Below are 13,696 nucleotides of genomic sequence, written 5' to 3' on the forward strand. Positions count from 1 at the left end.
TATCATTCCTTGAACGGTATACAGTCGGTCGATTGCTGTCCTCTCGTTACGAGGTGAATGTGAACGAGGCGATGGATAAGCTACTCCAGAGTCAAAAGGATACAGGAACCTATCATCTGACAGGCGAGTGGTTCATGACGAAGCAGAATAGGGTACTGAATCTTGTACAGCGCTCTACGCCAGATTCACTTCACCCCATTCAAATTGACTCGTTGCCGACCGTTGTTGAATTCGGAGACCGAACTATCTCTTTATCTGTCGAGGAGGGGAGAGAGGGCATTCCGTTACATGAGATCACTTATCCGCTTACGATTCGGACAAGTGCACCAGGTGACCGAATGCGATTAGCCGTGGGGACAAAGAAAGTGTCCCGTATCCTGATCGATGAAAAGATTGAGCGGACGATTCGTCCGACTCTACCCCTGCTTGAAGACGCCTCAGGACGAATTCTCGCGATTGTCGGGGTACGAGTTTCAGAATTTCTAGACAAGTCGGATGCGAATTGCCTACGATTAATGGTAAAATGATGATTGTGTCGAAACAGAAAGAGGAGGATTTCAAGATGTCATTAATGAACGATATGGAGAAAATTTTAATCTCACGTGAAGAGATTCAAGAAAAGGTGAAAGAGCTCGCTGGAACGCTTAGCGAAGACTATAAAGAAGAGTTTCCGCTTCTCGTGTGTGTATTGAAAGGCGCGATGCCATTCATGTCTGATCTCGTCAAAGAAATGGATATCCATTTAGAAATGGATTTCATGGACGTGTCGACGTATCACGGAGGTACTTCTTCAACAGGTGAAGTAAAAATCGAGAAAGATTTAAATACATCTGTAGAAGGACGCGACATCTTGATTGTAGAAGATATTATTGATAGTGGATTGACGCTTGGCTATCTCGTCGATCTTCTTAAATACCGTAAAGCGAAGTCTGTGAAGATTGTCACGCTTCTCGACAAACCGACAGGACGCAAAAATGGTTTATCAGCAGACTATAGCGGTTTCGTGATTCCACACGAGTTCGTTGTCGGTTACGGTCTCGATTATGAAGAGAAATATCGTAACCTTCCTTACGTCGGTGTGCTCAAACCGAGCGTTTACGGGGGCTAACGTTTTTCTTTTGAAAATGTGACGTGGTAAGATAAAAGAAATCCCCAAAGTATAGGCATATACTGAATGGGCGAGAACATCGTTTCTCGGAATAGGAGGCAGAGAATGAATCGTGCAGTGAAAAACACATTGGTTTTTGGTGTGATTTTCCTAGCCTTGATCTTGTTCCTTCAATATTTGCAGAATCCGAATAGTCAGAGTGAAACGCTCTCGTATTCGAAATTCCTAGAATATGTGGAAGATGATCGGATTGAGACGGCAACCGTACAAGAAATCCCGGGGGCTATCTCGATTACAGGCGACCTTACAGGAGATGACGACCAGCGTTACGAAACAAACATTCCAGCGAACGAAGCTGAATATGCGGATGTATTAACGCAGCTTCGAGCGAATACGGATATTCAAATCGAGGAGGCTGAATCGAACAGTAGCTGGTTCAGCATCGTCTTCGCGATTTTACCGTTCATTATCATCTTCATCTTGTTTTTCTTCTTGTTGAACCAGGCGCAAGGTGGTGGCGGTGGTGGTCGTGTGATGAACTTCGGGAAATCGAAGGCGAAACTATACGACCAAGAAAAACGTCGCGTCACATTCAAAGACGTGGCCGGAGCAGACGAAGAGAAACAAGAACTCATCGAAGTTGTTGAATTCTTGAAAGACCCTCGTAAGTTCTCGAAACTCGGTGCGCGTATTCCGAAAGGGGTCTTACTCGTTGGTCCTCCAGGGACAGGTAAAACACTTTTGGCCCGTGCAGTAGCCGGAGAAGCCGGAGTACCATTCTTCTCGATCTCAGGTTCTGACTTCGTTGAGATGTTCGTCGGGGTCGGTGCGTCACGTGTCCGTGACTTGTTCGAAAACGCGAAAAAGAATGCTCCATGTATCATCTTCATCGATGAAATCGATGCGGTCGGACGCCAACGTGGTGCCGGTCTCGGCGGTGGTCACGATGAGCGTGAACAAACATTGAACCAATTGCTCGTTGAAATGGATGGATTCAGTGACAATGAAGGGATTATCATGGTCGCGGCGACAAACCGTCCGGATATCCTTGACCCAGCTCTCCTTCGTCCAGGTCGTTTTGACCGTCAAATCACGGTCGATCGTCCAGATGTAAAAGGGCGCGAAGAAGTGTTGAAAGTCCATGCACGCAACAAGCCACTTGACTCAACTGTAGACTTGAAGTCAATCGCACAACGTACACCTGGTTTCTCTGGGGCTGACTTGGAAAACCTCTTGAACGAAGCAGCACTCGTTGCAGCACGTTCAAACCGTACGGCAGTATCGGTTGTCGATGTCGAAGAAGCAATTGATCGTGTTATTGCAGGACCTTCGAAGAAGAGCCGAATTATTTCTGAAAAAGAACGTAACATTGTCGCTTATCACGAAGCGGGTCACACAATCATCGGTCTTGAGCTCGAGAATGCGGATGAAGTACACAAAGTGACGATTGTCCCACGCGGTAACGCAGGAGGATACGTCGTCATGCTTCCAAAAGAAGATCGTTACTTCATGACAAAACCTGAACTCGAAGACAAGATTGTCGGCCTTCTTGGTGGACGTGTCGCCGAAGATGTCATCTTTGGTGAAGTTTCGACAGGAGCGAGCAACGACTTCCAGCGTGCGACAGGTATTGCACGTAAGATGGTCATGGATTACGGGATGAGCGATAAGCTCGGACCACTCCAGCTCGGTTCAAACCATGGTGGACAAGTATTCCTTGGTCGCGATTTCCAGACGGAGCAGAACTACTCGGATGCGATCGCCCAAGAGATTGATTTAGAGATTCGCGAAATCATCAACCGCTGCTATGCGAAAGCGAAGCAGATCTTGACAGAACGTCGCGAAGACCTCGAACTCGTAGCGAAGACATTGCTTGATGTGGAAACGCTCGACTCGAAACAGATTCGTCACTTGATCAAGACACGCGAATATCTCCCGCATGAGCCGGAAGAAGACGTGGATGCATCGACGGACTCGGACGACGCAGCGAAGAAAGATGATGCGGCCGTACAACACGGACAAATCGTCGATCGACCTGAAGTTGTTCAAGACAGCCAACCGGATGTCGTACCTGAAGGCGATAAGCCAGAGGCGACTCCAACGGAACGTCCGAATAACGAATCACGTTAATGAATGAGACGAATGCCCTTGACGAGGCATTCGTCTTTTTTCGTGTTATAATTCGAGCGAACTGCAATTGACAACAAAGTGAGGAACTATATCATGATTTTAGTGATTGATGTTGGAAATACAAATATTGTTCTAGGGATGTACGATGGAGACACTCTCGTACACCATTGGCGAATTTCAACGGACCGGACGAAAACGACGGATGAGTATGGCATGTTAGTGAAATCGCTCTTTGACCATTCGAACGTCTCGTTCGATCAAGTCGACGGTGTCATTTTGTCCTCTGTCGTACCTCCTGTTATTTTCCCACTTGAACAAATGTCACAACGATACTTCAATGTACGTCCAATCGTTGTCGGCCCAGGTGTGAAGACAGGATTAGACATTCACGTCGAGAATCGTCCAATCGTTGTCGGCCCAGGTGTGAAGACAGGATTAGACATTCACGTCGAGAATCCCCGCGAAGTCGGGGCCGACCGAATTGTCAACGCGGTGGCAGGGATCGCCAAGTATGACGGTCCGCTCATCATTGTTGATTTTGGAACGGCAACCACGTATTGTTACATCGATGAGAAGCGTCGCTACCATGGCGGCATCATCTCACCAGGGATCATGATTTCAGTGGAAGCACTTTATCAACGTGCTGCGAAATTACCACGGATCGAACTGGCAACCCCACCAACGGTTATCGGGAAAAATACGATTCAAGCGATGCAATCGGGGACGTATTATGGATATGTTGCCCAAGTGGATGGCATCGTGAATCGGATGAAGCGTGAAGTTGGTGAAGCGACCGTCATTGCGACTGGAGGATTGGCACGATTGATCAGTGAACATGCAGAAACGATTGACCATGTGGATTCGTTCCTGACACTCGAAGGCCTCCGCCTCATTTACGAGCGCAATCAAAAGTAAACTAAAGGAGTTAACTCATATGATTCATTCAGAACAACAAGTATTACTCGATCAAATGAAAGACGATTATCTCGTTCGGGCCCTCGGCTTTAATGGAGAGGTGCGTGCATTTGCAGCCCGTACGACAAAAACAGTATACGAAACACAACTTCGTCATCAGACGACACCGGTTGCCTCAGCGGCCCTCGGACGGACGATGACAATCGGTTCGATGATCGGAGCCATGCAAAAAGGTGCGGCACGCGTCACACTTAAAGTGGAAGGTGATGGTCCAATCGGGAAAATCATCGTAGACGCAGATACAGCAGGAGATGTCCGTGGATACGTATCTTACCCTCGTGTCGATGGCGGGACGTTCGTCAACGAGCAGGGATTGACGAAGTTGAAAGTCGGCGAAGCGGTCGGAAAAGGAACGGTCTCTGTCATTAAAGACTTAGGCTTGAAAGATTATGTCGGTGGTTCTTCAGAGATTCAAACAGGTGAAATCAGTGAAGACTTCACATACTACTTCGCAACATCTGAACAAGTACCATCAGTCGTCGGAGCGGGTGTTCTCGTCTTACCAGAAGATGAATCGATTCTTGCTGCAGGTGGTGTCATCGTTCAGTTGCTGCCGAACGCCTCCGAAGAGACGGTACAAGCGCTTGAAAAAGCACTGCAGACGTTCCCACCGGTATCTGTTTTAATCGGTGAAGAAAAAACACCAGAAGAAATGCTGCAATTACTTCTCGGCGATAGCCTTGATGTCCTCGATACGAACCCAATTCAGTTCAATTGCACATGCAGTCGTGAACGAATGGAAAGCGCCATTATCGGTCTTGGAAAAGAAGAGATTCGCCAAATGATCGAGGAAGACGGCGGAGCCGAAGCGGTTTGCCATTTCTGTGGTGAAAAATATCATTTCTCGGCTGAACAGTTGGAAACAATGAAAGAACAGGCACAATCGTAAGCAACGTTCCAAATTGCATATTTTCAATTCGATAGGGTATGATAACAATATCGGAATAGTCGGAATTATGAAGGAGGAAATGTAATGCGAATCGTAAACTCAGTGACAGACTTGATTGGAAAGACTCCGATTGTGAAATTGAACGGCATGACTGGACCAGAAGATGCCGATGTGTATCTGAAGCTTGAATATATGAACCCAGGGTCAAGTGTTAAAGACCGGATTGCTCTCGCCATGATCGAAGCGGCAGAAAAAGACGGAATCTTGAAGCCTGGCGATACAATCATCGAGCCAACGAGCGGGAACACGGGAATCGGTTTGGCGATGGTCAGTGCGGCAAAGGGATATAAAGCCATTCTCGTCATGCCTGAGACGATGAGCATGGAGCGTCGTAACCTTCTTCGTGGATACGGGGCCGAGCTCATCTTGACGCCAGGGCCAGAAGGAATGGGTGGAGCGATTCGTCGTGCTACTGAAGAAGCTGAGAAAAACGGCTACTTCCTTCCGCAACAATTCAACAACGCAGCGAACCCGAACGTGCATGAGATGACGACGGGACCTGAAATTGTCGAGGCGTTCGAAGAGTCAGGACTTTCGGTGGATGCTCTCATCGCGGGAGTCGGTACAGGTGGTACAATCACCGGAGCAGGAAAAGTCGTGAAAGCGAAATATCCAGACGTGAAAATTTTGGCGGTTGAACCGGTTGATTCCCCAGTCTTGTCTGGTGGTAAGCCGGGACCTCATAAGATTCAAGGAATTGGTGCCGGCTTTGTCCCATCCATTCTGGATACTGAGATTTATGAGGGTGTCCTTCAAATCACGACAGACCAGGCGTTTGAATACGCGCGCCAGGCGGCACGCACGAACGGTGTCCTCGGTGGAATTTCTTCAGGGGCTGCCATTGCAGCGGCACTCGATACGGCGAAACGCCTCGGTAAAGGGAAAAACGTATTGGCGATTATCCCATCAAACGGAGAACGTTACTTGAGCACACCGCTTTATCAATTTGATGAAGAATCGAACGAGAGTCGCGTATAACATTTCAGGCAGTAATCGAGAGACATTCTCTTTCGGTTGCTGCCTTTTCTTGTGTACAATAAAAGGCATGAATGAATAGACGGAGGAATGACAAGTGAGATCGACAGCGTTCAGAACGAAGCGGATGACGAAAGAAAAGATGTATGAGGCATACATGACGTTGACAGCAGACCAGCCGTACCACGCATGGCTAGAAAGTGGAAGGGCAGGACGGTATACGATTGCGGGAATCGAACCGTTCGGTCGCTTCCATGTAAAAGACGGTGTCGGTCTCTTACAAATAGGGGAAACGACTGAAACGATGTATGGGAAACCGCTCGAGATGGTCAGTGAAGTGCGGAAACGATTTGAAGCTGAGCGTCCGGAAGGGGCACCTCCCTTCTTCGGTGGCATGATTGGTTATGTCAGCTATGATGTTTCTCGAACGATTGAGCGACTCCCTAGCCAGGCAGAAGATGATTTAGCGACGCCGGACGTCTCGTTTCTGTTGTTTGATGAAGTGGCTGTGTTCGACGAAGAGAGTTCGACGCTCTATTTGATGGTCACAGCAGAAGGCAATGCCGAACGTAAAGCGGATCGCTTGGCGGCCATGTGGAACGTCGAATCACACTACGCATTCAAACCGACTGAACAATTGCCTGTCGAGCGTTCGCGCTCCATGTCTCAAGACGAATTCGTGGAGGCGGTCAAACGAATTCAGTCTTATATCGTGGAAGGTGACGTGTTCCAAGTGAATTTGAGCGTTCGTCAATCCGAACCGTTACGCGCCGACCCACGTCGTGTTTACGATACGCTTCGTCAAATGAATCCATCTCCGTACATGGGATACTTTGTGGATGACGCACTGACAATGGTCTCCGCTTCACCGGAACTATTGCTTGAGAAACATGGATCTGACATTTCAACGCGACCGATTGCGGGTACGCGTCCACGTGGAAAAGACGATGTTGAGGACTTGGAATTGGCGAACACGCTACTTGAAAACGAGAAGGAGCGAGCGGAACACGTCATGCTCGTCGACTTGGAACGGAACGATCTCGGGAAAGTCGCGGTATACGGTAGTGTTCATGTGGACGAGTTGATGGTGATTGAAAAGTATTCACATGTTCAGCATATCGTCTCCAACGTGCGGGGGACGATTCGTGATGAAGTATCAGGAGCGGAGGCGCTAGCCGCGATGTTCCCTGGTGGTACGATTACCGGTGCACCGAAAATTCGAACGATGGAAATTATCGAGGAACTTGAACCAGTTCGCCGGGGATTATACACCGGGTCATATGGATGGTTAAGTTGGGACGATGATCTCGTCTTCAACATCACCATTCGAACGATGGTCGTGAAAGATGGGATTGCATACGTTCAAGCGGGAGCGGGCATCGTCATCGATTCGGATCCGGTCTCAGAATATGAAGAATCTCTGTCCAAAGCGAAGGCGCTATGGGCGGCGAAGCAAATGACGGAGGAGACAACATGATTGTACTAATCGACAACTATGACTCATTCACATACAACTTAGTGCAGTATTTTGGAGAACTTGGTGAAGAACTGGTCGTTTATCGAAACGATGAAGTGACGATCCAAGACATTGAGAAACTTGCTCCGAGCTACCTGGTCATTTCCCCTGGACCTTGTACACCGAATGAAGCCGGGATTAGCGTCGAGGCGATTCAAACGTTCGCAGGTCGCATTCCGATTTTAGGTGTGTGTCTCGGTCATCAAGCGATTGCACAAGCGTTCGGAGGAGACGTCGTTCATGCGGAGCGGCTGATGCATGGGAAAACGTCGAAGATTCAACATGACGGGAACTCGATTTTCAAAGATATTCCTCAGCAGACGGTCGTGACCCGTTATCACTCGTTATCTGTGGAACGTTCTACCTTACCAGAATGTTTGATGGTCACAGCAGAAACAGAAACGAAAGAAATCATGGCACTCCGGCATCGGACGCTCCCGATTGAAGGGGTTCAGTATCACCCTGAAGCGATTTTGACCGAGCATGGAAAAGAGATGATTCGAAACTTTATCGAGGAGTACCGCCATGTGGTATTGGCATAACGGGGACCTTGTTGAGCGAGAGGATGCATGGATTCCTGTCGAGGACCATGGATTCTTATATGGGATGGGTCTATTCGAGACGTTTCGAACATATGATTTCATTCCGTTCTTGTTCGATGCGCATTGGGAACGATTGATGAAGAGTGTAGATGAACTGTGGATTGATTTTCCGTACACAAAGGAAGAAATCGAGACGGCGATTCAGCAATTGTGTCGTCAAAATGAAGCTCCTGACTTGTATATCCGATTGAATGTATCGGCAGGAGTCGCGCCGCTCGGTCTGTATGCCGGGCGTTATGAAGCACCGAACGTCACGTTGATTGCCAAACCGCTCTCCTCAGAAGTTGTGCCACAAGAGAAGCGAGTCGAACCGATCCCTTTCCCAAGAAGTCGTCCTGAAGCGGCTTTTCGATTAAAATCGCATCATTACATGAACAATATCCTCGGAAAACGCACCTTGCAAGACCAGGATGCTGAAGGATTATTTGCGGACGAACAAGGCTACGTGGTGGAAGGGCTCGTGTCGAACATCTTTTGGGTCGGATCTGATGATGTGTTGTATACGACACCCCTTTCGAGCGGAGCACTCGCGGGCGTGACGCGACAATGGGTGATCGATTGCTTTCCCGTGGTGGAGCAATCGGTGACATTTGATGGATTAACCGCAGCAAAAGAGATTTGGATGACGAACTCGATTCAGCAAGTCGCTCCGGTGACGCATTATGGAAATCTGCAATACCCCGGTAAAGACGGGGAACGATTTAACGAAGTATGGGCGGAGCTCGTTCGTTCACTTGGATAGGAGGCTGAAACATGACGAAAATCATGGGTATTTTAAACGTGACCCCGGACTCGTTTTCAGACGGAGGACGATATACAGCGGTCGAAGAAGCCGTACGTCACGCAAAGCAACTCGTACGAGAAGGTGCGGATGCGATTGATGTCGGTGGTGAATCGACGCGACCCGGTGCGGCGCTTGTTTCTGCAGAAGAAGAAATTGAACGTGTCGTCCCGATCATCGAACGATTGGTACAAGAAATAGATGTTCCGATCTCGATTGATACGTATAAGCCTGCTGTTGCGAGTGCGGCATTAGAAGCGGGTGCGACAATCATCAATGACGTGTGGGGCTCGAAGTGGGGAGATCGGTCGATGGCGCGTGTCGCCTTTGAATATGGCGTCCCCATCATTTTGATGCATAACCGAGAAAATCGAGACTACCATCATTTTATTGAAGATGTAGTGAGTGATTTGCAGGAGTCGATTGAGATTGCTCGTGCAGCGGGTGTGAAAGATGAGCATATTTGGCTAGACCCAGGAATCGGGTTCGCAAAAGACGTGGCGCAAAATCTAGAGCTCATGAATCACCTCGATGTGATCACGCGTCTTGGCTATCCGGTGTTACTGGGTACGTCCCGTAAATCGTTTATCGGCCAAACGCTCGATTTACCAACCGAAGAACGCGTGGAAGGGACAATTGCGACGACGTGTTTAGGCATCATGAAAGGGTGCGATTGGGTACGCGTCCATGACGTGAAAGAGAATATGCGTGCAGCGAAGATGATGGATGCGATGATGAGGGGGAACGGACATGGATAAGATTTTTGTGAACGGCATGCGCTTTTATGGATATCATGGTGTGTTTGAAGAGGAGAACCGTCTCGGTCAACGGTTTCACGTGGATTTAATGTGTGAGTTAGACCTTGCACCTGCTGGGAAGTCAGATGATTTACAGGATGGAGTCAGCTACGCGGGGTTATATCAAGTCACAGAAGACATTGTGACGGGAGAACCGGTCAATTTACTCGAAACACTCGGAGAACGAATCACGACGGCCATTTTGTCACATCATGATTTGATTCAAAGCGTGACAGTAAAAGTAATCAAGCCGGACCCACCAATCCCAGGACATTACGACTCGGTGGCGATTGAGATGACAAGGAGACGAACGTCATGATTTTTATCGCATTAGGAGCAAACATCGGGGAGCGGGCGGCACAATTGTCTGACGCGATTGATGAAATGGGAAAAATGGGTGTTACGGTCACGAAACAATCATCGGTTTATGAGACCGCCCCTGTCGGTTATACCGATCAACCATCATTTTATAATATGGTGGTCGAAGTGGAGACTCATCAATCTGTAACGGACTTATTAAACACCCTTCAACAAATTGAACGGCAGTTAGGTCGAGAGCGTCTCTTTAAAAACGGTCCGCGCACCATCGACCTTGACATCCTCTATTATAATGGGGAAGATATACAATCAGAACACTTGACGGTACCACATCCGCGGATGCAGGAACGTGCGTTTGTGCTCGCTCCGTTAGCTGAGATTGCGCCAGAACTCATCGTCCGAGGACGAACGGTCGCATCATGGCTAGCAGATTTACCGATGGCAGACCGCCAAGATGTCGTTCGGTTACAGTTGCTAACGAATTTGGTGAAATGAAGGATGTGTTGTCTTGACAGGCTTTAAGATTGGAAATATAGATATTAAAAACCGTGCAGTCCTTGCACCGATGGCTGGCGTGACCAACCCGGCATTCCGATTGATTGCAAAAGAATTCGGTGCGGGACTCGTCTGTGCTGAAATGGTCAGTGATAAAGGGATTTTGCTTGAGAACGCGCGGACGATGCGCATGCTATATGTCGATGAACGAGAAAAACCGCTCAGCTTGCAAATTTTTGGCGGTTCTAAAGATACACTCGTTAAAGCGGCGCAGTACGTAGATCAAAATACGAATGCCGACATCATTGATATCAACATGGGTTGTCCTGTGCCGAAAGTAACGAAATGTGACGCAGGTGCAAAGTGGTTACTTGATCCGGATAAAGTGTATGAGATGGTCAATGCCGTCACGAATGTGGTCGAAAAACCGGTCACGGTGAAAATGCGCCTTGGTTGGGACGATGATCACATCTTTATTTTGGACAATGTCAAAGCGGCTCAGACAGGTGGAGCGGCAGCCATTGCCATTCATGGACGTACGCGAGCCCAACAATATGAAGGAACTGCGAACTGGGATTGGATTGGTGAAGCGAAGAAAGTCGCGACCGTACCGATTATCGGGAACGGGGACATTGCCACACCACAAGACGCGAAGCGTGTCATTGACCAATATGGCGTGGATGCTGTCATGATCGGGCGCGCTGCACTTGGAAACCCGTGGATGCTCTATCAGACGGTTCAGTACCTCGAAACAGGAGAACTTCCGCCGGAACCAGCAGCTCGTGAAAAAATTGATATTTGCATGTTGCACCTCGACCGATTGAGTGCAATTAAAGGTGAGCTGACGGCCGTTCGTGAAATGCGTCAACATGCGGCTTGGTATTTAAAAGGATTAAAGGGCAGTGGTCCGATTCGCAAACAAATCAATGAAACGGAATCGCGTGAGGCTTTCGCAGCGGTCCTGTATGGATTTGTGGATCAACTCGAGCGACAACTGTCAGAAGTGTGAACTAGAGAAAAGAACTAATTTATGGTAAGCTTGTTTGGCGAAAAAGTGCACCACAACGAATGAACGGCTTCGGCTGTGCTGTTGGCCATCAGGTCGACAGTTTTTTGTTAGGGATAAACCCAATATGGATAGAGGAGTGAATGGAATAGTGAGCCACGAGTTAGAAATGAATGATCAAATGCAGGTTCGTTTTGAGAAGATGACCGATATGCGCGAGCGCGGTCTCGACCCGTTCGGTCAACGCTTTGATCGTTCTGCGCACGCAGGTGAATTACATGAGCAGTATGAATCAATTGAAAAAGAGGCTTTAGCAGAGCAGGACGTAGAAGTCACGCTAGCTGGTCGCATCATGACGAAACGCGGGAAAGGGAAAGTATTTTTTGCCCACATTCAAGATGTGACAGGTCAGATTCAAATTTACGTTCGTAAAAACGATGTCGGGGATGAGCCGTTTGACTTATTCAAATCATCAGACCTCGGTGATATCGTTGGTGTCAAAGGAAAGCTCTTTAAAACAAATGTAGGTGAACTCTCGATTCATGTGGAAGAGTTTGAGCTCTTGACGAAGGCGCTTCGCCCGCTTCCGGACAAATATCATGGATTGAAAGATGTGGAACAGCGCTATCGCCAACGTTATCTTGATTTGATCACAAACCAAGATTCACGCCAGACATTCATTTTGCGTAGCCGCATCATTTCTGAGATTCGCAACTTCTTAAATCAAAAAGGATATTTAGAAGTGGAAACACCGATGTTACACACGATTGCGGGTGGAGCAGCGGCGCGTCCGTTCTTAACGCATCATAATGCGTTGGATATGGAACTTTATATGCGTATTGCCATCGAACTTCACTTGAAACGCTTGATCGTTGGTGGACTCGAGCGTGTTTATGAAATCGGACGTGTGTTCCGTAACGAAGGAATCTCGACACGCCACAACCCTGAATTCACAATGATCGAATTGTATGAGGCGTATGCGGATTACAACGACATTATGGATTTGACGGAAGAATTGGTTGCGCACGTAGCGAAAGAAGTACTCGGTACAACAGATGTACAATATGGTGAAGATACAATTCACCTTGGCATCGGTTGGAAACGTGCACACATGGTCGACCTTGTTAAAGAAGAGACAGGTGTAGACTTCTGGCAACAAATGTCCGATGAAGAAGCACGTGCCCTTGCGAAAGAGCATGGTGTGGAAGTTCAGGACCATATGACGTTCGGTCATATCGTCAATGAGTTCTTTGAGCAAAAGGTCGAAGAGACATTGCTTCAACCAACATTCGTGACAGGACACCCAGTTGAAGTGTCGCCGTTAGCGAAGAAAAACGAAACGGATCCACGCTTCACAGATCGTTTTGAATTGTTTATTGTTCGTCGTGAACACGCGAATGCCTTCACGGAGTTGAACGATCCAATCGATCAACGTGAGCGTTTCGAAGCACAATTGCTTGAGAAAGAAGCAGGTAACGACGAGGCGCACGAACTCGATAACGATTTCCTTGAGGCACTTGAGTACGGTATGCCACCAACAGGTGGACTTGGAATCGGGATTGACCGTCTTGTCATGTTATTGACGAACGCACCATCAATCCGCGACGTTCTTCTTTTCCCTACAATGCGTCATCAACAGTAAATAATAGTAGAGAAGCCGGTTTGTACGTAGGTGCAATCCAGCTTCTCTTTTTTTATTTTTCCGTATGAGCGCTTGGAAACAAGCCGTTGAATAAAGGGGAAACTCTAACGAAAAAACTTTTTTGAAAAAACTTTATAAAAAACCCTTGCGTTAATTAAAGGTGTGCGGTAAAGTAATAAACGTTGCCGCTGATGGCAGCGGAAAGAAATAAAAAAAGTGGTTGACAACTGTGTCGATGACTTGTATTATTTTAAGAGTCGCCAAGAGCGACAGACGAACTTTGAAAACTGAACGATGAGGCAAAAAAAGTTTTACAATTTTTGAATGAAGCGCAAGCTTCGTCAATTTAAGAGCTATATCAAATTCTTTGGAGAGTTTGATCCTGGCTCAGGACGAACGCTG

At 47.8% G+C, this 13,696-nt stretch carries 14 protein-coding genes; all 14 read left to right on the top strand.

The annotated features are described in order from the left end of the window. The coding region (gene tilS / locus ON063_RS12785) for a tRNA lysidine(34) synthetase TilS (RefSeq protein ID WP_274665389.1) at window positions 1-527 on the top strand (527 nt) is incomplete at its 5' end. Window positions 528-562: 35 nt separating this feature from the next. Further along, a complete protein-coding gene (hpt, locus tag ON063_RS12790) occupies window positions 563-1,108 on the top strand; it encodes a hypoxanthine phosphoribosyltransferase (RefSeq protein WP_012727721.1) in 546 nt (181 codons plus the stop codon). A gap of 105 nt (window positions 1,109-1,213) precedes the next feature. Further along, window positions 1,214-3,238 carry an ATP-dependent zinc metalloprotease FtsH gene (ftsH, locus tag ON063_RS12795; protein WP_214761686.1) on the top strand — a complete coding sequence of 675 codons (2,025 nt, stop codon included), beginning with the start codon at window positions 1,214-1,216 and terminating at the stop codon, window positions 3,236-3,238. Between the two features lie 93 nt (window positions 3,239-3,331). After that, the gene (locus ON063_RS12800) at window positions 3,332-4,153 is read left to right on the top strand and encodes a type III pantothenate kinase (protein ID WP_274665390.1); all 822 of its coding nucleotides are present in this window, start codon (window positions 3,332-3,334) and stop codon (window positions 4,151-4,153) included. 19 nt (window positions 4,154-4,172) lie between these two features. Further along, window positions 4,173-5,102 (top strand): Hsp33 family molecular chaperone HslO, encoded by a 930-nt coding sequence (gene hslO / locus ON063_RS12805; protein ID WP_274665391.1) that lies wholly within the window; start codon window positions 4,173-4,175, stop codon window positions 5,100-5,102. Between the two features lie 84 nt (window positions 5,103-5,186). After that, window positions 5,187-6,140, top strand: a complete 954-nt coding sequence (gene cysK, locus ON063_RS12810) for a cysteine synthase A (RefSeq protein WP_074036641.1) — start codon at window positions 5,187-5,189, stop codon at window positions 6,138-6,140. A gap of 94 nt (window positions 6,141-6,234) precedes the next feature. Beyond that, the gene (locus tag ON063_RS12815; protein WP_274665392.1) at window positions 6,235-7,614 is read left to right on the top strand and encodes an anthranilate synthase component I family protein; all 1,380 of its coding nucleotides are present in this window, start codon (window positions 6,235-6,237) and stop codon (window positions 7,612-7,614) included. After that, window positions 7,611-8,195: an aminodeoxychorismate/anthranilate synthase component II gene (gene pabA / locus ON063_RS12820; protein ID WP_274665393.1), complete on the top strand. Its 585-nt coding sequence runs from the start codon at window positions 7,611-7,613 to the stop codon at window positions 8,193-8,195. Before ON063_RS12815 ends, pabA begins: the two co-directional genes overlap by 4 nt. Further along, entirely contained in the window at window positions 8,179-8,997 is an 819-nt protein-coding gene (locus ON063_RS12825; protein ID WP_274665394.1) for an aminotransferase class IV, read from the top strand. Before pabA ends, ON063_RS12825 begins: the two co-directional genes overlap by 17 nt. Before the next feature lie 11 nt (window positions 8,998-9,008). After that, on the top strand, window positions 9,009-9,794 hold the full coding sequence (gene folP / locus ON063_RS12830) for a dihydropteroate synthase (protein ID WP_274665395.1): 786 nt from the start codon (window positions 9,009-9,011) through the stop codon (window positions 9,792-9,794). Further along, window positions 9,787-10,152 (top strand): dihydroneopterin aldolase, encoded by a 366-nt coding sequence (gene folB, locus ON063_RS12835; RefSeq protein ID WP_274665396.1) that lies wholly within the window; start codon window positions 9,787-9,789, stop codon window positions 10,150-10,152. Before folP ends, folB begins: the two co-directional genes overlap by 8 nt. Then, window positions 10,149-10,646 carry a 2-amino-4-hydroxy-6-hydroxymethyldihydropteridine diphosphokinase gene (gene folK / locus ON063_RS12840; protein ID WP_274665397.1) on the top strand — a complete coding sequence of 166 codons (498 nt, stop codon included), beginning with the start codon at window positions 10,149-10,151 and terminating at the stop codon, window positions 10,644-10,646. The genes folB and folK overlap by 4 nt, the downstream gene beginning before the upstream one ends. 70 nt (window positions 10,647-10,716) lie before the next feature. Continuing rightward, window positions 10,717-11,655: a tRNA dihydrouridine synthase DusB gene (dusB, locus tag ON063_RS12845; RefSeq protein ID WP_243834802.1), complete on the top strand. Its 939-nt coding sequence runs from the start codon at window positions 10,717-10,719 to the stop codon at window positions 11,653-11,655. A gap of 148 nt (window positions 11,656-11,803) precedes the next feature. Then, a complete protein-coding gene (gene lysS / locus ON063_RS12850; protein ID WP_214697220.1) occupies window positions 11,804-13,294 on the top strand; it encodes a lysine--tRNA ligase in 1,491 nt (496 codons plus the stop codon). Window positions 13,295-13,696 lie beyond the last annotated feature (402 nt).

It is taken from the genome of Exiguobacterium sp. B2(2022), assembly GCF_028823655.1.
GTDB classification, from domain to species: domain Bacteria; phylum Bacillota; class Bacilli; order Exiguobacteriales; family Exiguobacteriaceae; genus Exiguobacterium; species Exiguobacterium aestuarii_A.

Excerpts from the sequence above, each read along its gene's own strand:
- pabA (WP_274665393.1), top strand. The coding sequence starts at position 7,611 with ATGATTGTACTAATCGACAACTATGACTCATTCACATACAACTTAGTG.
- ON063_RS12800 (WP_274665390.1), top strand. The coding sequence starts at position 3,332 with ATGATTTTAGTGATTGATGTTGGAAATACAAATATTGTTCTAGGGATG.
- folP (WP_274665395.1), top strand. The coding sequence starts at position 9,009 with ATGACGAAAATCATGGGTATTTTAAACGTGACCCCGGACTCGTTTTCA.
- ON063_RS12825 (WP_274665394.1), top strand. The coding sequence starts at position 8,179 with ATGTGGTATTGGCATAACGGGGACCTTGTTGAGCGAGAGGATGCATGG.
- hpt (WP_012727721.1), top strand. The coding sequence starts at position 563 with ATGTCATTAATGAACGATATGGAGAAAATTTTAATCTCACGTGAAGAG.
- folB (WP_274665396.1), top strand. The coding sequence starts at position 9,787 with ATGGATAAGATTTTTGTGAACGGCATGCGCTTTTATGGATATCATGGT.
- folK (WP_274665397.1), top strand. The coding sequence starts at position 10,149 with ATGATTTTTATCGCATTAGGAGCAAACATCGGGGAGCGGGCGGCACAA.
- hslO (WP_274665391.1), top strand. The coding sequence starts at position 4,173 with ATGATTCATTCAGAACAACAAGTATTACTCGATCAAATGAAAGACGAT.
- dusB (WP_243834802.1), top strand. The coding sequence starts at position 10,717 with ATGGCTGGCGTGACCAACCCGGCATTCCGATTGATTGCAAAAGAATTC.
- cysK (WP_074036641.1), top strand. The coding sequence starts at position 5,187 with ATGCGAATCGTAAACTCAGTGACAGACTTGATTGGAAAGACTCCGATT.
- ftsH (WP_214761686.1), top strand. The coding sequence starts at position 1,214 with ATGAATCGTGCAGTGAAAAACACATTGGTTTTTGGTGTGATTTTCCTA.